The 21461-nt window shown below is 43.3% G+C and carries 17 protein-coding genes; all 17 read right to left on the bottom strand.

The window, feature by feature from the left end:
• Window positions 1-24: 24 nt before the first annotated feature.
• The 17 genes from NYE23_RS04815 to NYE23_RS04735 all read right to left on the bottom strand — a co-directional run bounded on the left by NYE23_RS04815 (window position 25) and on the right by NYE23_RS04735 (window position 21013).
• Window positions 25-1122, bottom strand: a complete 1098-nt coding sequence (locus NYE23_RS04815) for a CaiB/BaiF CoA transferase family protein (RefSeq protein WP_341075875.1) — start codon at window positions 1120-1122, stop codon at window positions 25-27.
• Between the two features lie 20 nt (window positions 1123-1142).
• Entirely contained in the window at window positions 1143-2711 is a 1569-nt protein-coding gene (locus tag NYE23_RS04810; protein ID WP_341075874.1) for a fatty acid--CoA ligase, read from the bottom strand.
• 19 nt (window positions 2712-2730) lie between these two features.
• A complete protein-coding gene (locus NYE23_RS04805) occupies window positions 2731-3882 on the bottom strand; it encodes a thiolase family protein (protein ID WP_341075873.1) in 1152 nt (383 codons plus the stop codon).
• A gap of 12 nt (window positions 3883-3894) precedes the next feature.
• A complete protein-coding gene (locus NYE23_RS04800) occupies window positions 3895-5040 on the bottom strand; it encodes an acyl-CoA dehydrogenase family protein (protein WP_341075871.1) in 1146 nt (381 codons plus the stop codon).
• A 170-nt stretch (window positions 5041-5210) separates the two neighbouring features.
• On the bottom strand, window positions 5211-5978 hold the full coding sequence (locus NYE23_RS04795) for a 3-hydroxyacyl-CoA dehydrogenase (protein ID WP_341075868.1): 768 nt from the start codon (window positions 5976-5978) through the stop codon (window positions 5211-5213).
• 136 nt (window positions 5979-6114) lie between these two features.
• On the bottom strand, window positions 6115-6636 hold the full coding sequence (locus NYE23_RS04790) for an RNA polymerase sigma factor (protein ID WP_341075865.1): 522 nt from the start codon (window positions 6634-6636) through the stop codon (window positions 6115-6117).
• 33 nt (window positions 6637-6669) lie between these two features.
• A complete protein-coding gene (locus NYE23_RS04785) occupies window positions 6670-8646 on the bottom strand; it encodes a DUF6449 domain-containing protein (protein WP_341075864.1) in 1977 nt (658 codons plus the stop codon).
• Entirely contained in the window at window positions 8600-9496 is an 897-nt protein-coding gene (locus tag NYE23_RS04780; protein ID WP_341075862.1) for an ABC transporter ATP-binding protein, read from the bottom strand. Before NYE23_RS04780 ends, NYE23_RS04785 begins: the two co-directional genes overlap by 47 nt.
• The gene (locus NYE23_RS04775; protein ID WP_341075860.1) at window positions 9480-9878 is read right to left on the bottom strand and encodes a GntR family transcriptional regulator; all 399 of its coding nucleotides are present in this window, start codon (window positions 9876-9878) and stop codon (window positions 9480-9482) included. The genes NYE23_RS04780 and NYE23_RS04775 overlap by 17 nt, the downstream gene beginning before the upstream one ends.
• A gap of 155 nt (window positions 9879-10033) precedes the next feature.
• Window positions 10034-11824, bottom strand: a complete 1791-nt coding sequence (locus tag NYE23_RS04770; protein ID WP_341075859.1) for an L-lactate permease — start codon at window positions 11822-11824, stop codon at window positions 10034-10036.
• A gap of 253 nt (window positions 11825-12077) precedes the next feature.
• Window positions 12078-12854, bottom strand: coding sequence for an IclR family transcriptional regulator (locus NYE23_RS04765; protein ID WP_341075856.1), 777 nt, complete (start codon window positions 12852-12854; stop codon window positions 12078-12080).
• 43 nt (window positions 12855-12897) lie between these two features.
• A complete protein-coding gene (locus tag NYE23_RS04760; RefSeq protein ID WP_341075854.1) occupies window positions 12898-13677 on the bottom strand; it encodes a fumarylacetoacetate hydrolase family protein in 780 nt (259 codons plus the stop codon).
• A gap of 81 nt (window positions 13678-13758) precedes the next feature.
• Window positions 13759-15936 (bottom strand): malate synthase G, encoded by a 2178-nt coding sequence (locus NYE23_RS04755; protein WP_341075852.1) that lies wholly within the window; start codon window positions 15934-15936, stop codon window positions 13759-13761.
• A 183-nt stretch (window positions 15937-16119) separates the two neighbouring features.
• A complete protein-coding gene (locus NYE23_RS04750) occupies window positions 16120-17580 on the bottom strand; it encodes an FAD-linked oxidase C-terminal domain-containing protein (RefSeq protein ID WP_341075850.1) in 1461 nt (486 codons plus the stop codon).
• Complete coding sequence (locus NYE23_RS04745; RefSeq protein WP_341075849.1) at window positions 17577-18935, bottom strand: (Fe-S)-binding protein; 1359 nt, start codon at window positions 18933-18935, stop codon at window positions 17577-17579. Before NYE23_RS04745 ends, NYE23_RS04750 begins: the two co-directional genes overlap by 4 nt.
• Window positions 18936-20258: an FAD-binding oxidoreductase gene (locus NYE23_RS04740; protein WP_341075847.1), complete on the bottom strand. Its 1323-nt coding sequence runs from the start codon at window positions 20256-20258 to the stop codon at window positions 18936-18938.
• Between the two features lie 62 nt (window positions 20259-20320).
• Window positions 20321-21013: a FadR/GntR family transcriptional regulator gene (locus NYE23_RS04735; RefSeq protein WP_341075846.1), complete on the bottom strand. Its 693-nt coding sequence runs from the start codon at window positions 21011-21013 to the stop codon at window positions 20321-20323.
• Window positions 21014-21461: the final 448 nt, after the last annotated feature.

The raw sequence follows: 21461 nt of genomic DNA, 5'->3' as shown, positions 1-21461 counted from the left end.
ATTAGGGACTCTTTAATCATACGGTCATATTTTAATATTTCTCTTTGCAATATTGCTTAGAACTTCCTCATTATGTTCTCCTAATTTTGGAGGACCCCCCATTGCTGATTCTATTCCGCCATGCATTTTTACCAAAGGGTAATTTGGGGTAGAATTTAAAATTCCATTAAATAGCGGAAAGTCTTGCAATTCGCCGGCCTCCAATACAGGAGTCAGACAGCAATCTGCTCTTTGGCCAAATTCAGTCCACTCTTTTAATGTCCTGCTTTTAAAGAATTCGGTTATCTCCATAAAGACAGGATTATCAGCAGAGGCAGTGGAAAGATGATAATCAATCCAATCCTCTCTTCCTGCACTCTTACAGAAGTTTATCCAGAACTTCGGCTCCAGAGAGGCAAGTGCAGCAAACCGGCTATCCTTTGTTTCGTAAATAGAATAGGCAACGACTTCACCGTTCAATACCGAAAGTCCTTTAGGATATCCTGTCTTATTCTCAATCAGCAAATGGTTCCCCATGGTGGAAGCCATCACTTCCGCAATGGAAATGCAGTGATGCCCGCCTTGGCCGGACATTTTGCTGGAAAGCAGGGCAGCCAGTATCCTTTCACTGGCTGCCATTCCTCCCATGAAGTCCGCTATTGTGTTGGACGGGTGAACAGGACGGCCATTGCGGTCCTTCAACTGGGCAAGGACCCCGCTTACCGCCATATAATTTAAATCATGGCTTCCTAAATATTGATAGTCTTCATTCTCACCGTAGCCTGTAAGTGAGCAATAAACGATATTTGGTTTATGCTTTTTCACATTCTCATAATCCAAGCCCAGCTTTTTCATTACACCAGGCCGAAAACTTTCAAGGACCGCATCACTTTCTGAAATCAGCATGAGGGCCGCATTTCTTCCTTCTTCGCTCTTCAGGTTAAGTGTAATGCTTTTTTTGCCGCGGTTATTGGCGGCAAACACTGCACCTGTCCCCTCTATTTTGATATCGAGATGTCTGCCGGGGTCACCGGATTCCGGTTCCACTTTTATCACTTCTGCTCCAAGCTCTGCAAGCCTCTGGGAAGCAAACGGACCAGGGAGATAGTTGGAAAAATCGATCACTCTTATGCCTTTTAACATCTTGCATTCCCTTCTTCCGGCTAGATTTTTCCTTCAGCGAACAGATCCTCCAGCTGTTTTCGGAGCATGAACTTTTGAATTTTTCCGCTCGCATTTCTTGGAAGAGCTTCACAGAATACATATTTTCTAGGACGCTTATAATTGGCGAGTTCATCACTATTCCTGCACAATTCATCGAGTTCTTCTTCAGATAGTGCCGGATCTTTTTTGACAACGAAAGCTGTGACGGTTTCACCCCAGCGGTCATCAGGCTGGCCGATCACTGCAACATCCAGTACGCCGTTATGCGTATATAAAAGATCCTCCACTTCACGGGGATAAATATTTTCTCCGCCGCTAATGATCATATCGTCGACTCTATCTTTGACGTACAAAAAGCCCTCGTCATCCAGATATCCGATATCACCAGAGTGGTACCAGCCTCCATGCATGGCATGAACGGTTGCCTCGTCCCGATTAAAATAACCACTCATCATGCATGGACCTTTTACAATGATTTCACCCGTTTCTCCCGGAGGCATCACATCATCAGGATCTGATGGACCATTCTCATTCGGCCTTACAATCCTGATCTCATGGTTTAAACAGGCCTGTCCTGCAGATCCAGCTTTCCTGATTTGATCATCTTCCGATAAAAACGTAATCGCCGGACCCATCTCGGTCATTCCATATGCCTGTACCAGGGAGATGCCTAATTTTTCACGGCATGCATAAACAAGTGCAGGAGCCATTGGTGCCGCTCCATACAGTCCCAGCTTCAGGCTTTCCAGACTATAATGGCTTAAGTTTTCCTGCAGGAGCATATTCCACATGGTCGGAGCTGCAAAAAACTTTGTGATTTTCTCTTCTGAGATTAACCTCAATACTTCCTTTGCATCAAAGTGATGCAGGATGGTATTGGCAGCACCCACATGCACCCTTGGCAAAAAAGCACAGTGAAGCTCTGCGCAGTGGAACATAGGCGCAGTCACAAGACCGTGGTCACTGCTTTCAAGCTTTGTCGCTCCTACAACAATCAGACTTTGTTCAGCCATATCCCTGTGTCTGTGGACTACACCCTTTGGCCTTCCCGTGGTGCCGCTTGTGTACATGATCGCGTACAAATCATTCTCATGTATCTCAATATCTATTTCATCATGCGATGCTGCATCCACCTTTTCGCGATAGGATGAAGCGTATGGAGGTGCATTGTCATCAATGTACCAGAACTCTGTATGCGGAAAACGCTTAGCAATGGGGGTAATGCCGGATTCCAGCATTTGTTCAAATAACACTACTTTTGGCTCTGCATCCTGGAGAATATAAGCAATTTCTTCTGACATCAGCCTAAAGTTGATCGGATTAAAAACGGCGCCGATTTTTGCACAGGCAAAGAATGCTGTTGCAAGTTCCTCGGTGTTAAAAAGGCAGGTTGAAACCCTGTCACCCTTCCTGACACCTGCATTTATTAAGGCATTGGCCAATTTATTGATCTCAGAACTCCATTCCTTATAGGTAAAACGCAGATTTTTTCTGACATCATACAGAGCTTCTTTATCGGGAAATTTTCCTGCCGTGAGATCAAAAATTCTTCCTATAGTAGTAGTCATTGTCATTCCTCCCCATTTTTCAATCTAATCGTTCAATAATAGTCGCATTCGCCATGCCAAGACCTTCACACATGGTCTGCAGTCCATAGCGCCCCCCTGTTCTTTCAAGTTCATGCATCATGGTGACCATCAGCCGTGCACCGCTTCCGCCTAAAGGATGGCCGAGTGCAATAGCACCCCCGTTTGGATTAAGCTTTGCCGGATCCGCTCCTGTTTCTTTCAGCCAGGCAAGCGGTACAGGAGCGAATGCTTCGTTCACTTCGAACACATCTATGTCCTCAATAGCCAGTCCAGCTTTCTTTAACACGTTCTTTGTTGCCGGTATTGGGCCAGTCAGCATTAAAGCAGGATCCGAGCCCACTGCGGTACGCGCAAGAATTCTGAACCTCGGTTTTATTCCAAGCTCCTCTGCCTTTTCACGGGACATAATTAATAGGGCTGCTGCTCCATCACTAATTTGGCTGGAGTTTCCTGCATGAATTACTCCATTCTCTTTAAAAACAGTTTTTAAGCTCGCCAATGCTTCCAGAGAGGTTTCCTTTCTCGGTCCAGCGTCTTCCGTTACAGTCAAAAGCTGTCCATCAGACATTGTCACATCCAATGATGCAATCTCTCTCTCAAACCGGCCTTCAGCTTGGGCATTTAAAGCCTTCTGATGGCTCTCAAATGAATAGAGGTCCAGCTCTTCTCTTGTAAAGCCATATTTTTCAGCAATGCGTTCAGCTGATAAGCCCTGGTGGATGATTTCATGTCTGTCTGTCAGTTTTTCACTGAAACCAACCCCCTGATAGCTGGAGCCGATAGGGACACGGGACATGCTTTCGACACCGCCTGCGATCACAATATCCATATCTCCGGCTAAAATCGCCTGAGCTGCAAAATGGACAGCCTGCTGGCTGGACCCGCATTGGCGGTCTATGGTTGTACCCGGCACTTCAATCGGAAACCCTGCGATCAATGCAGAGACCCTTGCAATATCCCCTGTTTGTTCTCCTATTTGGGAGACACAGCCAAGAATGACATCATCAATCATTTCCGGCTTAAGGCCTGCACGTCTCACAAGTGCCTTTAGTGCTTCTGCAGCCAAATCATCTGCCCTGATATCCTTTAATAAGCCGTTTTTTCTTCCTACTGGTGTTCTGACTCCTTCGACAATGACAGCTTCACGCATATATACTCCTCCCTATAAACCCATGTTCTTCGCAATAATGGTTTTCATGATTTCATTTGTGCCTGCATATATGCTGGCGACTGGTATATCTCTGAACCTCCTTGCAATCTCGTATTCTTCCATATAGCCATAGCCGCCATGAAGCTGCATGCATTCAGCTGCAATCTTGCGGGCATTTTCTGTCAGCTTCCATTTCGCCATGGAGACCTTTGTGACTACATCTTTTTCTGCCATATGCTCTGTAATCAATTGATCAAGGAACACCCTTCCCATCTCAATATCTGTTGCCATTTCTGCAATTTTAAATTGAGTGTTCTGAAACTGGCTGACCAGTTTTCCGAATGCCTCGCGATTCTTTACATAATTTATTGTTAAGTTAAGCATTTCCTCTGCAGTCACCTGGGCAGCAATTGCCACGACAAGCCTTTCCTGCTGCAGCTTTTCCATTAAATATAGAAAACCTTTTCCTTCTTCGCCGATCAGGTTTTCCTTCGGAACCCTGCAGTCCTCGAAGATTAACTCTGCAGTATCCTGACAATGAAGACCGACCTTGTTTAATTTCCTCCCTCTTGAAAACCCTTCTGTTCCCCTCTCGACCGCAAGCAGGCTTACTCCTTTATGCCGGGGGACGGCATGGGGATCTGTTTTACAGGCTATGATGATTAAATCGGAATGAATTCCGTTGGTAATAAAGGTCTTTTCGCCATTCACTATGTAATGGTCCCCTTCAAGCTTAGCTGTCGTTCTGATGCCTGCTAAGTCAGAGCCGGCGCCAGGTTCAGTCATTGCTATTGCCGTAATGAATTCACCCGCTGCACACTTTGGCAGCCACCTTTCTTTTTGCTCATCAGTTCCATAAGCAGTAATGTACGGGACGACGATATCATTGTGGAGCCCAATTCCCACCAGCCCAGAGCCAACCCGTTCAAGTTCTTCATTGATAATTACTGAAAAGCCCCAATCAACATTGCTTCCGCCATACTTTTCTTCAATATCGGGGCATAAAAAACCCTGCTCCCCCATCTTGCGCCAAAATTCACGGGGAATGATCCTGTCCTCTTCCCATTTGTCATAGTTCGGATATGCTTCTTTCTCTAAGAACTTACGCAGAGATTCTCTAAAAATTTCATGCTCTTCCTGCAGGTATGACGCTGCCATATTATGAACCTCCGAAACTAAAATTTTTTTTGCATAACACAAAGTGATATCTACTGCCTTTGTAAAGGCTTACAATTATATTGTACAATAATTATCTATATTTTTAGAACATTTAAAATTCATTTTTTTTAAGAAAACCTTGTCTTTTGAATAAAGGACGGTTCTCTCATTTACTTTGGCTGCATGCGGATGCCTCCATCCAGCCTGATAGTTTCGCCATTCAGCATGGGATTTACTAAGATACTTTCAGCCAGCCTGGCATACTCCTCAGGATATCCAAGCCTTGAAGGAAAAGGCACCATTTTCCCCAAAGAATCCCTTGCCTCATCAGGCAGCGAATCAAACATTGGTGTGTTAAACAACCCAGGGGCAATCGTCATCACACGAATCCCATAACCCGCCAGCTCCCTGGCAATCGGCAGGGTCATACCAACCACTCCGCCTTTGGATGCACTATATGCTGACTGGCCAATTTGTCCTTCAAAGGCTGCGACGGAAGCCGTATTAATAATCACACCTCTTTCTCCTTGATCATTCGGGTCATTCTTTGCCATTTGTTCTGCAGCCAGACGAATGACATTAAAAGTCCCAATCAGATTTATCATAATGACCTTTTGGAACATGTCCAGAGAATGGACGCCTTTTCGGCCCAGCAGCTTTGCGGCAATTCCGATGCCGGCACAATTAACTGCAGTATTAATGCTGCCAAATTGTTCAACAGCAAACGACACTGCCCTCTTTACGTCTTCTTCTTTTGTAACATCCGTTTTCACAAAAAGAACATTTTCACCCAGTTCCCTGATAAGATAAGCTGCCCGATCTTCCGCCAAATCTGCAATAAGGACCTTCCCTCCGCATCCGGCTATTTTTCTCACTGTCGCCTCTCCAAGCCCCGAAGCACCGCCCGTAACTATAGCTCTGCATTCTTTCAATTCCATAATGAACCTCCTTTTATTAATCAGGTATTCTATGAAGTCATTTCCATTTGGAATGGTGATTTTCCTGCTGACTGTCTGATTATTTATCAGTTCTTGTTATTGGACAAAAAACAGCTCCTTTTCAGAAGCTGTTTTTCTATGCCAAATTCCGATCAGCAAGGATTTCTCTCAGATGCTGTCTAACCCGATATAGTTTTGTTTTAACAGTATTCGGGTTGAGATGGAGAAGGTCCGCTATTTCTCTTTCCTTCAGTCCATGCTTCGTTTTAAGCAGGAAAACCCTTTTCTGTTCATAGGAGAGGGAATCCACATAAGCGTATATCTGCTCCTGAAGCATATTGATCTCTGCTTCCTGCCCAGTATCGCTGTACCTGCTTTCCATGCAGTTCTCAAAATCAACGGAATCCTGTATCCTCTCATTAGTCCTTCTTTCTTTTCGCACAAAATCTATTGCAGTTCTGGTCGCAATTGATGATAACCATGATCCCAGCTTATCCTGATCATCTATGCTGTCCATTTTTTTATAAGCCTTGATCAGTGTTTCCTGTACAACATCCTGTGCTAGATAATGATCCCGTGTTATGCTATATGCGATATGATAAAGCCGCTTATTGTAGAGTCTGCAGATTTCTCTCATATCCATTGAAGGTTTTATCACTGTAATCCCCCTCTCCTGTAGATTTCTCCCTTATTATTGAAGCCGTTCTTTTATGAAGTCCGGTATTGTTTTTTCAGTGAAACTCTTAATATCAATTGTCCTTTGCTCATCAAAATAGAATGCAATAATATAGTCTCCTTCAATGTATCCATTTGAATTCCTCAAACCGCTTTCTATTTGTTCCTTATCCGTAATTTTGATTGAAGATTTGCTGTCAGCCATCTCTTCAAAAACTTCCTCATAAGAGTACCCTGCCGCAAAGTTGATATCGATATCATCCGCTTTTGCAGCCAGTGCATAAGAAATATCATTGCTATTCACTTTTGCATCATTCAGCAATGACTTTTCTTCCAGCCATTTCTCAAATCTTGTATAAGAAGGATTCCAGGTCATATAAGCTTTTTTGCTGTCATTATAATAAATCTCAATATGCGCATATGGCTCGTCAATTCCCTGAAGCTCTTCATAAGAAGCTGTGTCCACTTCCTCAGTCAATATCTCAACAGCTTCTTTTAGTTCTTCTTTATCTGTAATGACCGCCCGCTTTGAAACTGGCCCGGATGGGGTAATTGTGATTTTCGTAGTATCATCTGCTGATACCTGATAGATTTCATTTGTTGCCATTTTATATTCATCCGATTCATAAATCAGCTTAAGAAATGGCTTATATTCCCTTTTACTAATCCTGTAATCGCGAATCAGCTTTTCGCCATTTTTCAGTTCGTATACAATAAATATGGAATCACGGCCCGAAAGCTGCGCCTGTCTGTCTTCATTCTTTACAAGCTTCTCATGAAACCTTCTGACCAAATCAATATTCTCGTATTCCTTTAAATATATCGGTTCTTCATGATCAATATCACTATAAAGGTAATAACTCTCGCTGAAATGGACCCGCTCAATTTCATTGCTCCGCGGTATGCTTTTTTCATACTTAGTCAAATCAAATTGAAATAAGACGAATAAAGCCGCCATTATGGCTGTGTATACCATCAATCCTTTTATATGAATGGTCACTCGCCATGATTTCTGCAGTACCATTTCGGCCGCAGCATAACCAATCAATGCTCCAAATACATATCCCGCTATAATCCAGCTCATGCCGCCCTGCATCTCACCGAAATAACCGCCGCCAAGAAGCATGGTGCAAAACGTTACACCATATTTAAAAATGGGCTTTGTTATCGGAAAAACAAGCGCATGGGAGACCGCCTCCATTCTTCTCCTTTTATAAATCTGCAAACCGAGAAAATACAGGGACACAATAAGTATGAGATAAACGGCAGCCTCCACACTTGACGGTGTACGCATATTCATCTGAGTAAATGCAATCAAAGGAGAGAACTTTTCGAATTTGCTTTCCATATAATATTGGCCTGGAAAGCCGAATAAATAGAAAGGCAAATTAATAGAAACTAAAATGATCAGTCCAACAGGGAGCAAGAGAAAGATATACGTTAAGGCACCCTGTACCGCGGTTAATCCCGTCAGCATTCCTACAGAAACACCTGCCAGGTAGATCACAATATTAAATAAAAGCGTGATGCCCACCCAATTGAGGATATCCCCCATTGAATAAAAGTCCTGCAAATTCATGGGCTGGTAAAGAACCAGGACAATCAAAGCAATGAGTAAAACCGGCAAAATTAATAGCATGATTCCTGTTAAAGCATATTGATGGAAAATGGATTCCCTTTTAACTGGGAGGCTGTGCATTAAATCGCTATATTGTTTTACCTGTGTATACCTGAATAAGAACACAGACAAGGCCACCGGTACTGATATACTAAATATAAATTGGAGCTGGAAGTTGTATTGAAACAGATTATCAATGTCCAGGAATTTCCGCTGTTCCTCTGAAGAATTCATTATGATATCAAGAGGAATGGCAAAGAACAGACCGAGAAAATACAAGATGGAAACCCAGCCGACACTTCTGAAGATCGTTTTTAGAATTTCCCTTTTAATCAAGGATGTTTTGGACTGCATATCCAATGTCCCCCATTTCATAAATGAAAATCTCCTCTAATGTCAGGGGAAGCATATCGAAAATTACTGGTTTAAATTGTTCTACATATGACGATATTTCCTTTGCATCTCCCTTTACAATGCAGATCATTATGCTGCCTCTTTTTTCTTTATGAAGAATCTTCAGCGGATCGAAAATGGCTGGTACAGATCCTTTAAAGGCAACCTGAATTTTATGGGTATCTGTTTTAAGATCATCAAGATCTTTTTCCAGAATCATACGCCCATTATGCATAATGCCTATATAATCACATAGATCTTCAACTTCACGCAGATTATGAGAGGAAATAAGAATCGTCATTTCTCTTTCTGCAACCTCATCGATCAGCAGGCTTTTCACTTTCTTCCTCATGACAGGGTCAAGCCCGTCCATAGGCTCATCCAAAATTAACACTTCCGGCCTGGCAGACAAAGCAAGGATAAAAGCAGCCTGCCTCTGAATGCCTTTTGAGAATCTATGAATCTTTTTATGTATATCCATTTCAAAAATAGCAGCCAGTTCTTCAAAGCGTTCTTCATCCCACCTGCTGTAAATATTTCTATAAAATTGCGCCATCTGCTTAACTGTATATTGAGGCAGAAAATAGGGATGGTCCTGAATAAAAAAGATCTTTTCTTTCATTTGCGGGTTTTCGAACACCGGCTGGCCGTCAATGGCAATGGACCCTTCATCCTCTGCATAGATGCCTGCCAAAAGCTTTAAAAGTGTTGTTTTTCCGGCTCCATTGGATCCAAGCAAGCCGTATATGGACCCTTTATTCACTTCGATGCAGACATTTTCGACAGCATCCATCTCCTCGAAAGATTTTCGCACATTACGGATTTTGATCATCTTCTATCCCTCCCCCTATAGCTGCTTCTATTTCCTGTATGAGCTTGAATAATTCATTCTTTGTGATTCCAAGGTATATAGCTTCTGATAAAAGCTTTGAAAGTTCATTTTTCACTTTTTCTATTTTTTCGCTGTTCAGATTGGGTGTCGCTGCACTGACAAAACTGCCTTTCCCTTTTATGGAATAAATATAGCCCTGGGACTCAAGCTCCCTATACGCCTTCTGAATGGTATTAGGATTGATCGTCAGCTGCTGGGCCAGCGTTCGAACGGAAGGCAGCTGTTCATCTGCTGATAAGACCTCTGTGATGATCAGCTCTTTAAGCCGCTCAACCAGCTGTTCATATATAGGTTTTCGGCTCCTTACGTCCAATTCAAACATGCTTACCCTCCCACCTGTATATAGTGTACTATGATTCCTAGTACAGTTAACACAGTTAAATTATATTACAAGTTATTGGAAAAGAGAAGAGGGAAATTAAATTTTTTTACGCAAGAAAAAACTGGCCAGCCAAAGGGCTAAACCAGTTAAAAGTATTATTTAGCAGATTTTACATTCACCGGAGGCGGAGGCAAAATCATGTTGGAACGCCTGTTATTTGTTGCAATTATATAAACAGCTGCGAATGCGATGGCAACTGCAATGAAGGAACCGATATTGAAAATCCCTTTTTGCGAATACCAGACAATCGAGTAACCTACAGATCCTGCCAGCAGTGCATAGTAGAAGAATGGGAATAACGTTTTACGAATGACAGTGCCTTCTTTTCCGACAAGTCCCACAACAGCTGATGCAGCAACGACGTTATGCACACAAATCATGTTTCCGGCTGCGCCTCCGACTGCCTGAAGGGCTACAATCCAGGTGGCATCGACCCCGATCTGCGAGCCGACATCATACTGGAATAATGCAAACATCATATTACTGACTGTATTACTTCCTGCAATAAAGGCTCCCAGACCCCCGATGAAGGTTGCAAAGAATGGCCAGAATTCTCCAGCAAGAGCTGCAGCACCGTTCGCGAGCTCGATCGGCATCTGATTATAGCCTGCTTCTCCACCGCCGGTATTGATGAAAACCTGTACCATCGGAACAGTGAAAATTAAAGCTGTTGAAGCAGCAACAGTGGTCTTTCCTGAATCTGCCCAGGCTTTTTTGTATGAACTGGAATTCATTCCATGGATAAAATAAGTGATAACAGATACAAGAATAAAAATCGTACCCGGCAAATACAGTGGCTGGAAGCTTGAAGTGATGCCGGAATCAAAGATGTTCTCAAATTTGACCGTCCACGCCTGAAGCCACTCTAAAAATGGAAGCGATTTCAATCTTGACAATACTAAGAATAGTCCGACTAAAACATAAGGTGTCCAGGCACGCATCATACTCATGCTTCCGCTTTTGTGAGCAACAGCTTTGATTTCCAGCTTTCCAGTCCATTCAGGATCCCACTTGGATTTCTCTTCAAAATCCCAAACCTGATCCTTAGGAGGCATAAGGAAGCCTTTTTTAGCCGCAAAAACAACGATAGCTAAACCAGCTAATCCCCCAATCATCGATGGGAATTCAGGTCCAAGGACATTTGCGACAATAACATAAGGGATTGTCATGGAAAAAGCTGCAAAAAGGGCAAACTTCCAGATTTTTACCCCTTCGGTAAATGATTTATTTTTGCCGAAAAATCTTGTCATTAAAGCTACTACAAATAAAGGAATTAATGTTCCCGCAATCATGTGGAGAATAGCTACTTGACCTGCGATTTGAGTTACTAATCCAAGCAGGTTATCTGTAAGGCTGGCATTGCCGGATAAACCAGTCTGAACGCCGACAAGCATCGGTGTCCCTACAGCACCGAATGACACTGGTGTACTTTGAATGACCATTCCGGCAATAACTGCGGCCATAGCCGGAAAGCCAAGTCCAACTAACAGCGGAACAGCTACTGCCGCTGGAGTACCAAACCCGGATGCGCCTTCAATGAAAGAACCGAACAGCCAGGCAATGATAATGACTTGTATACGGCGGTCAGGCGATATATCTGTAAATCCTTGACGGATGGTTTTTAAGCCACCGCTTTCCTGAAGGGTATTTAGAAGCAGAATAGCCCCGAAAATAATATAAAGAAGTGTTCCGGCGACAACCAGGCCGTTAATGGATGCAGCCGCCACTTTAGCACCCGACACCTTCCAGACAAATAGCGCCAGGACAACTGCTACCAGGTACGAGATGGGCATCGCCTTACTTGCCGGCCATCTCAATCCGACAAGAAATACTGCAACTGCAATAATTGGCAATAAAGATAATAAAGCTAACATTCCAGTACTCAAATTACGTTTCCCCCTTTGTTTTGTAATAACGAACAATGATTGCATTTTGTTGCGGACAGCGAAACATGTTATATAACTATAATGGTTTTGTTATACAACATGGCATTAGGCTTATTTACATTATACAAACATTTTTCATAATTTCAATAATATTTGGAAAATTAAATCTATGTATTTACACAAAAATATTTGTATGTATATACAAAAAAATTAGCTCAATATATCTTTTTATCGAGATATATCGAGCTAATAACTAATTGATTCGGCTTACATGACCAAGACGTGCGGAAATTCCTTGTCCTGTCTTTACCATTATGGATTTTAATGCATCAAGCCGATCATCTGTCATCCTCATGGTCGGACCTGAAATACTGACTGCAGCAATAACCTTGCCAAGGTGGTCAAAAATAGGAACGGCAACACAAGTAATTCCGTATTCATTTTCTTCGAGATCAAAAGCATATCCTTTTTGCCTTACCTGACCCAATTCTTTCATGAATTCGTCTTTATCCGTTATGGTTTTATCTGTATGGACCGGCATCCCTTTTCTCTCTAGAATATCGGATACAATGCTTGAAGGCAGGTGTGCAAGAATGGCCTTCCCGACAGATGTGCAATGCATGGGAGCGCGTTTCCCGACTTTAGAATGCATTCTTAACGTCTCATTGCCCTCAAGCTTCTCGATGTACACAACTTCGCCCTGATCGTAAACGACTAAATGAATGACTTCATTTGTTTCATTTTCAAGCTCCTGCAGAAAAGGCCTTGCTTCTGCACGCAAATCGATTGATTCAAGCAGCTTTGAGCTGATCTCGAGGAACTTATACCCTAATTTGTACTTTCCGGTTCCGGTGTCCTGCTCTATATATCCGTACTGAACAAGGGTAGATAGAATACGATAAACAGAGCTTTTGTTGATGTCGATCTGATTGGCAATTTCCGTAACGCCAAGACCGGTTTTCTTCAGGCTGATCAATGTAATAATATCCAATGCCCTGCTGACGGACTTGACCATATTTTCTCTTTCCAAAATACTCACCTCAGGTGCAAAAACATAATTCAATATACTTGAATTATACCGTTTTTGCGCTTTCACGTGCCACTGCAAATGTATTTCGCAGGGTTCCAATCTCTTTGATTTCACATTCGATAACATCGCCTGACCTGACCATTTCAGCTCCAACAGGACTTCCTGTAAGGATAACGTCACCCGGCTTCAGTGTCATGACATTAGACAGGTAGGAAATCATTTTTCGGATTGGGATAATCATGAGATCAGTGCTGCTGTTCTGCTTTTCTGAGCCGTTTAATTTTGCTTCAACTTTCAACTGAAACGGATCGAGTTCTGTTTCGATTACGGGACCAAGCGGGGTAAAACTGTCAAAGGATTTGCCAATTGTCCAATGTCCGTCATTATGGAAAAATTGCGGAGCAGTAACATCATTCCCCACTGTGTAGCCGAAAACATAATCAAGCACGTCTGACTCTGCTACATTTTTTGCTTCTCTGCCAATAACTACAGCCAGTTCTGATTCGAATTTCACCTCTTCAATGCCTTCAGGAATGATAATATCTTCATCAGGACCGATAACAGAAGATACAGGCTTGAAGAAGAATACAGGAATTTCAGGGAGTGTCTCAGGCAAATCAGATTTCTCGGACACATAGTTGGCTCCAATTCCAATTATCTGATTTGGAACCAGCGGTGCAAGCTGTTTAGCTTCATTCGGGGAAAAGTTTTGGCCGGTATACTCCCAATCTCCGAAAATATCACCTTTAATTTCTTTAATCATACCGTCTTCTAATACTCCTGCATGTACTGCTCCATTAACTTCAAATCTGGTGAATTTCATTGTTCTTCCTCTCCCCTCAATTACTTTAAGTCTGCACATCCTTAGAAAAACAGGGCACCTGCATGCCCTGTTCTGAAATTATTACTGTTTAACAGCATATTTGGACTTCGCTTCAAGACGGCGGCGGTGCAAGATTGGTTCTGTATAGCCGTTTGGCTGATCATAGCCTTCGAAAACAAGGTCACATGCTGCCTGGAATGCAACCGATTGATCGAAATCAGCTGCCATTGGGCGGTATGCGGTATCTCCACTGTTTTGTTCATCTACTACCTTAGCCATTTTCTTAAGTGTCTCAAGCACTTGTTCCTTCGTGCAGATGCCATGGTGAAGCCAATTTGCAGCATGCTGGCTCGAAATCCTTAATGTCGCACGGTCCTCCATTAAACCAATATTATTGATATCAGGAACTTTGGAACAGCCGATGCCCTGCTCAACCCAGCGTACCACATATCCGAGAATACCCTGTGCGTTGTTTTCCAGTTCTTCCTGGATCTCCTCTTGAGTCCATTGCGGATTTTCTGCAACCGGTATCTGCAGAATTTCGTCACGAAGGTCTGTAACTTCCTCCAGCAGCTTGTTTTGCACCTTCTGAACTTCTACCTGATGGTAATGCAATGCATGAAGGGTGGCTGCAGTTGGAGACGGTACCCAGGCAGTATTGGCGCCGGCGTTCAGATGGCCGATCTTTTGCTCCATCATATCTGCCATCATATCAGGCATAGCCCACATGCCTTTTCCAATTTGCGCACGTCCCTGGAAGCCTGTTTCAAGGCCTGTATTGACATTGGATTTTTCATAGCCTTTTAGCCAGGCTGTTGCTTTCATATCATTCTTGCGGATCATCGGGCCAGCTTCCATGGAAGTGTGCATCTCATCCCCTGTACGGTCAAGGAATCCGGTGTTTATGAAAACAATGCGCTCCTTTACTTCACGGATGCAGGCTGCAAGATTCAAGGATGTACGGCGCTCCTCATCCATTACACCAATTTTCAGTGTGTTCCGCTCCAGTCCAAGCAGATCTTCCGTCCGGTCAAATAACTCGTTTGCAAAAGCAACCTCTTTGGACCCGTGCATTTTTGGCTTAACGATATAAATGGATCCCTCAGATGTGTTTTGGTATGGTCCATTTCCAAGCAATGTATGCTTCCCAATCAGGGAAGTAACTACCGTATCGAGGATACCTTCCTGCACTTCATTTCCTTCTGCATCCAAAATAGCGTTAATGGACATTAAATGTCCGACATTCCTGACAAACATCAATGAACGTCCTGATAATGAGAAATCCTTTCCTTCAGGAGACACATATGACCGGTCTGGATTCAATTTACGTGTCATTGATTTAGAGTCCTTTGTGAAGGCTGCGGAAAGGTCACCCTTCATCAAACCGAGCCAGTTGCGGTATACAAGGACCTTGTCTTCAGCATCAACTGCTGTTACTGAATCCTCACAGTCCATAATTGTGGTAATTGCAGCTTCAAGTAAAACATCCTTCACCCCTGCATTATCCGTTTTTCCAATTGGGTGGCTTCTGTCAAACTGAATCTCAAAATAAAGGCCATTATTCTTTAAGAGTACCGCAGAAGGCTGATCCTGATCTCCCTGGTATCCGGCAAACTTTGCTTCTTCTTTTAGATTTGCAGTTTCGCCATTGCCCAGCACAACTTCCAGTTTCCCTTCATCAACCTTGTACTGTACAGCGTCCTTATGCGAACCGCTTGAGAGAGGAACAGTTTGGTCAAGGAATTCCCTGGCAAATGCAATAACCTTTTCTCCCCTTACAGGATTATATCCGCCGTCCCTATTTGCCCCATTTTCTTCACTGATTGCATCGGTTCCATAAAGTGCATCGTACAAGCTTCCCCACCGGGCATTTGCTGCATTGATCGCATATCTTCCATTATTAACTGGAACGACCAATTGCGGTCCGGCCTTCACAGCTACTTCTTCATCCACGTTTTCTGTAGTGATTTTAAAATCCTCGGCTTTTGGCTCAAGATAACCGATTTCTTCTAAGAATGACTTATAGTTATTAAAATCAAAATTCTGGTTTTCTCTGTGCCAAGTGTTCAGCTTATGCTGAATTTCATCACGCTTTGCAAGCAATGCTTTATTTTTAGGGGTCAGATCATTTATAAGCGATTCCAAACCTGACCAGAATTGCTCCTGATTAACTCCGCTTCCCGGCAGAGCCTCGGAATTAATAAATTCATAGAGCTCCCTTGCAACCTGCAGGCTTCCTGTTTTCACATAGTTCTCCATTATTCATTTCCTCCTTTGATTGCTGCTTTTAATTTCGGTTGTTTCTTATTACGAAACAGCGTTTCTAACTTTCTCTTAAAAAAATAATAGCATGTTTCCAAAAGTATTTTCAATAATTTTCACACAATTTTATTCTTCTCTGATCTCAATGCCAGCCTTTCACCAGGAAAGGCTGGGAACTCCCTATGAAATTGCCTGGGTTTTCATCTCTTTTTTAACTTCGGCACATCTGCCCGGCGATGGGAACAGCTTTCCTGCATTCAGCAGATTATGAGGATTAAAGACTTCCCGGATTTCTGTCTGGGCAGCGATTTCCTCTTCTGTGAAAACAAATCGCATTTCTTCCCGTTTCTCAATACCGACACCATGTTCTCCAGTAATGGTCCCTCCAACATCCGCACATACCTTCAGGCATTGACTTCCAGCTTCAAGTGCTTTCTCTGATTCTCCTGGTACCCGTGCATCAAAAAGAACAAGGGGGTGAAGATTTCCGTCTCCTGCATGAAAAATATTCGCAATCCTCAAACCCGATTCACTGCTGATCTGATTGATTCTGTTTAAAACCTCAGGCAGCCTGCTTCGGGGAATAACCCCATCCTGAACCAGATAATCAGGAGAAATGGCTCCCATTGCACCAAAGCCTGTCTTCCGGTTCGCCCACCATCTGGCTCTTTCCTCTTCACTTCCAGCCGCCCGGACTTCACGGACATTCCTCTTTCGGCATACCTCGAGGATCTGGTCAATCTGTTCCTGAATTCCCGCAGCAATCCCATCCACTTCAATCAGGAGCACTGCTTCGATATCTTTTGGATGGCCTACCGGAAAAGCAGCAGCTTCCACCCCTTCAATCGCAGTTTTATCCATCATTTCAAGGGCTGCCGGCACTATACCTGCAGAAATTATGTCCGATACAGCCTGGCTACCATCATCAACACGATCAAAGTAGGCAAGAACGGTCTGTTTTCCTTCAGGATTTTTCAGAACCCTCACTGTTATTTTTGTTACAATGCCAAGGGTTCCTTCAGAACCTGTGATCAGACCAAGCAAATCATATCCAGGAGCATCCGGAATACCGTCTTTACCAATTTCCACTATTTCTCCATTGGGCATGACCACTTCAAGTCCAAGAATATGGTTTGTCGTGACTCCGTATTTCAGACAATGTGCACCGCCGGCATTTTCTGCCACATTGCCCCCAATTGTACAGCAATATTGGCTTGATGGATCTGGTGCGTAATAATACCCTTTATCGGATATGGAATTGGTGAGTTTCAGATTGACAAATCCAGGCTCTACAACGGCACGGCGATTTTCCAGATCTACGCTAATAAGCTTTTTCATCCTGACCATACTGATAATGATTTCTCCATTAAGCGGTATGGCTCCGCCGCTAAGCCCTGTTCCTGCTCCCCTTGCCAGGAAGGGAAGATCGTTTTCAGAGCAATATTTAACAATCTCCGCCACTTCTTGTGTGTTTTTAGGAAAAACGACGGCCTTCGGCAAATGTTTATGAATCGTAAAGCCGTCACAGTCATAGGCAACCAGATCTTCTTTCAGGTAAAGAATGGAACGGGCACCGCCAACGATATCAGCCAAATTTAAGATGTGTTTGTCCTTTGATTTAACCCGGTCTTTTGCTTTCACTCTTCTCCCTCCCGCATACGGTCTTCCTTTTGATAAGCCCAGTCCAGAAGCTGGACTGTATGGACGATTTTCTGGTTTCTGCCGTATTTTTGAACTCCCATTGCCATCTGCAGCATACAGCCGGGATTACCCATAGAGATCATTTCAACATCATCGGGAACATTCTCCATTTTGCTTTCAAGGACGGCATTGGCCATTTCAGGATTGGTAATATTGTAGATTCCTGCACTTCCGCAGCAGCGGTCTGAATTAGGCATATGAACCATGTCTACACCGGGAATATCAAGGAGAATATCGCGCGGCTGCTGACGGATCCCCTGTCCATGCGCTAAATGGCAGGCATCATGATAAGTAATTCTAGTGTTCATCTCAGCCTTTGGCTTTTCATAGCCTGTTTCATGAAGAAATTTTGAAATATCCTCTACCTTTTCGGAAAACTCTTCCGCTTTTGCATGCATTTCCGGGTCTTCCTTAAATAATTCTGCGTATTCCTTCATCATGCATCCGCAGCCGGCAGCATTAACAATCACTTTATCAAAGTCCTTGAATGCCTCCATATTCTGCTTTGCCAGCTTTCTGCCCATATCACGGTCTCCCGCGTGAACATGCAGGGCTCCGCAGCAAGTCTGCTTTTGTGGAATGACAACATCATTTCCATTCCTGGTCAGTACGCTGATGGTGGATTCATTAATATCACTGAACATGACATCCATTACACAGCCGGTCAGCATGGCAACTTCCTGCTTTGTCTCCCCAGTTGCTTTTATTACTTTTACGTCTTTATATTTCTTTTTAACAGGCTCTTTCACTTCAGGCATAATGGATTCCATATCTACGAGGTGCTGCGGCATGACATTGATTAATTTTGTTTTCCGGACAGCTTTTTGCATGCCGCTTTTTTGATAGAATCTCAGAAGGCTGCCGAGCGTATTTAAGCGATTCTGGTGCGGGAATAGATCATGAAGAAAAAATTTACTTATGGCTCCTTTTACACCTGTTAATGGCATTGCCTGACGAATCTGGCCCCGTGCTTCCTCAATCAAACCGCCCACATCGACATCAGCCGGGCATGCAGTTGTACAGGCGCGGCAATCCAGACATTGAAACACCGGGTCCATGAATTGCTCATTTACTTGAAGCTTCCCTTCTGCCACCGATTTGATTAAGTGAACCCGGCCCCTTGGAGAATGCTGTTCCTGGCCTGTCTGTTCATATGTCGGGCAGGATTCCAGACACATGCCGCAATGGACACAGTCAGCCCATTTCTTTTCATCGGGCGGATCGCTCCATAAATAATTTCCCAATCCGGAAGTACATGGCGGTTCTTGCTTTAAATCGAGTTCCCGCACGCTCATTTAAATCCCTCCTATAAATCTGTTTGGATTTAATGTTTTATTTGGATCAACCTTTGTTTTAATGCCCTGCAGCAAAAAGAAATAAGACGGTTTATTGCCCCATATCTCGACTTGTTTCCGAAGATTCAATGGCAAATGCTTGATAATCGCATAGCCGCCGGCTTTTTCAGCGATTTGCCTTACATGGGCAGCGGCATTGGCGACATCAGATTCTGCACCTCTGATGGTTACTTGACTCAATCCGTGGCCAAGTCCTCCATGCGACTCGATCTCAACATTAAATCGGTCCTGCAGCAGTTCCGCTTCCTTTAACAAGTTCAACGCTTCAAGATTTACAGTTCCAATTTTAAGGATGGCTTCGGTTTGGATTGGCAATTCCCCATCCAATCCATTGGGGATGTGCCTGTAAAACCGGTGCCAAAACAAATCGGCTTTTTCCTTTGGATTTATAAACAATTTCGCATCATCAGGCAGCATATTCCTCACGAATTCTTCCTGATAGCGGACAGAGCTTTCCACATCTTCAAAACCCATCGCTATAGTGTAGGCCTTTATTCCGGCTAGCTTATCAGAAAGTGCCGGATTCAGGAGTTCAAGTGAGACAGGTTCAATCATAGAATCCAAAACCTTCACTGCAAAAGCTTTAATTCCCTCCAGGTTTCCTTGTGGAAACAAAACAAGAACCAGGCTCTCGCACTTAGGTATAGGGCGAAGCTTTAAGGTGATCTCAGAAATGACACCAAGTGTGCCCATCGCCCCAATAAATAGTTTATTCATATCATAGCCGGCCACATTTTTTACGACTCTTCCACCGGATCGGATTACTTTTCCATCAGGGTATACAGTCCTTAAACCAATGACTGCATCACGGGCTGAACCGTAGCCCAATCTTTTGGGTCCGCTTTCATTTGCTGCAATGATCCCGCCTATTGTGGCATTTTCAGGCCAATAAGGATCGAGTGATATTTTTTGATTATGCTGTGCGAGATAATCCTGAAGATCTTTAAAGCGAGTTCCAGCTTTTACCGTTAACGTCATATCACCGGGCGTGTGTTCCACAATCCCTGTATATTTTTCAAGCGATAGAAGAATATCCGTTTTTTCGGTTAAGCCACCGAATCCCCGCTTTGTGCCTCCGCCCATAATGTTGATGGTTAAACCATTCGAATCTGAATGCTTAAGTACAGCTGCAATTTCCTCTTCTGTTTCCGGAAAAACAACCATATCTCCGGAATTGCCAAATGGGCTTAAAGCTTCATTTTTACTAATCTGGTCTTCTCTTAAAGAAGCCTTTAACTCACTTATTGATTCTGCTGCAATCAAACTATCCACCGCCTTTTGTTTCGTAATAACAAACAATGTTTCTGGTAAAATTCAAAAAAACATCATTGCTCCTGAAGGATACTCATCTGCAATAGTTTCTCAACCAATTCTAAATGGTCAACCATGTTTTTATGTGCCTGATCGGGCTGCTTATTTTCAATAGACAAATAGATTTCCAAATGCTGTTCCTCAATTTTTCTCGCAATGTCAGCCCGTGTTTCAAGGTAATGGTGAAAATCAATCATGGACTTTTTCAATGTTTCAGAAATGAACTGCACAAATTGGATAAGGATATCATTACCTGCTGCACGGGCAATCGCCATATGAAACTGGTAATCCTCCTCCCATCCATGTATGGCTGCATCGGAAATCAGCGTCTTCATCATTGCCAAATCCTTATCCGACCGATTTGCAGCTGCCATTTCAGCAAGCCCTGTTTCCACCATTTTTCTTGCCTGGAACAACTCCTGGATGTCTTTTATGTCCGGATGCAAATGCGGATTGATAAACAGCTTAGAAGAATCAAACCTGGTTATATAAGTGCCTTCCCCCTGCTTAACCTGCACAATTCCTTTGCCCTGCAAAGAGGTTAGGGCGTCTCTGACAGCTGACCGTCCGACACCGAATAATTCGCACAGCTCTCTTACTGAAGGAAGCTTATCCCCAGGTTTAAAGGATCCTTTGGCAATCATATCTTCAATTTGCTCAGCAGCAATCTCAGAAATTTTGCGTGTTGAAATCTTTTTCACATTCATCCTCACGCCCCCCTTTCTTTGCAGACATCACATATCTGATAAGTTGTTTGTTATTTACTATTTAATCACGCTTAATTGTAATAATCAATAAAATATTTTGAATCTATTAAAAATTTGAAAGTTTTTTATGGATAGGGTTTTTGTTTGGGCGCTGGGGGCAAATTCGGACTCATGTGGAGGAAATCTAGGAGATGAGGGCCGAACCTGGCGTAACTTCTGACTCAAATAGAGGGAATATAGGAGATTGAGTCCGAACTTGGAGTAACTTCTGACTCAGATGGAGCAAATCTTGTAAACTGAGTCCGAACTTGGAGTAACTTCCGACTCTGACAGGTCAAATCCTGAAATTTAAGTCTGAACTTGGTTCTACTTCGGACTCAGGAGCTGCAAATTCAATAACTTGAGTCCGAACCTGTTTCTACCTCTAACTCAGATAAGATCAAAAAAA

It is taken from the genome of Cytobacillus sp. FSL H8-0458 (assembly GCF_038002165.1).
In the GTDB taxonomy this organism is placed as follows: Bacteria; Bacillota; Bacilli; order Bacillales; family Cytobacillaceae; genus Cytobacillus.
Note: the sequence above shows the minus strand (reverse complement) of the source record. Positions and strands in the feature narration are given on the sequence as shown.

Bases quoted from the DNA above. Each gene is read 5' to 3' on its own strand.
- NYE23_RS04815 (WP_341075875.1), bottom strand. From the start codon at position 1,122: ATGTTAAAAGGCATAAGAGTGATCGATTTTTCCAACTATCTCCCTGGT.
- NYE23_RS04810 (WP_341075874.1), bottom strand. From the start codon at position 2,711: ATGACTACTACTATAGGAAGAATTTTTGATCTCACGGCAGGAAAATTT.
- NYE23_RS04805 (WP_341075873.1), bottom strand. From the start codon at position 3,882: ATGCGTGAAGCTGTCATTGTCGAAGGAGTCAGAACACCAGTAGGAAGA.
- NYE23_RS04800 (WP_341075871.1), bottom strand. From the start codon at position 5,040: ATGGCAGCGTCATACCTGCAGGAAGAGCATGAAATTTTTAGAGAATCT.
- NYE23_RS04795 (WP_341075868.1), bottom strand. From the start codon at position 5,978: ATGGAATTGAAAGAATGCAGAGCTATAGTTACGGGCGGTGCTTCGGGG.
- NYE23_RS04785 (WP_341075864.1), bottom strand. From the start codon at position 8,646: ATGAAATGGGGGACATTGGATATGCAGTCCAAAACATCCTTGATTAAA.
- NYE23_RS04780 (WP_341075862.1), bottom strand. From the start codon at position 9,496: ATGATCAAAATCCGTAATGTGCGAAAATCTTTCGAGGAGATGGATGCT.
- NYE23_RS04775 (WP_341075860.1), bottom strand. From the start codon at position 9,878: ATGTTTGAATTGGACGTAAGGAGCCGAAAACCTATATATGAACAGCTG.
- NYE23_RS04760 (WP_341075854.1), bottom strand. From the start codon at position 13,677: ATGAAATTCACCAGATTTGAAGTTAATGGAGCAGTACATGCAGGAGTA.
- NYE23_RS04755 (WP_341075852.1), bottom strand. From the start codon at position 15,936: ATGGAGAACTATGTGAAAACAGGAAGCCTGCAGGTTGCAAGGGAGCTC.
- NYE23_RS04745 (WP_341075849.1), bottom strand. From the start codon at position 18,935: ATGAGCGTGCGGGAACTCGATTTAAAGCAAGAACCGCCATGTACTTCC.
- NYE23_RS04735 (WP_341075846.1), bottom strand. From the start codon at position 21,013: ATGAATGTGAAAAAGATTTCAACACGCAAAATTTCTGAGATTGCTGCT.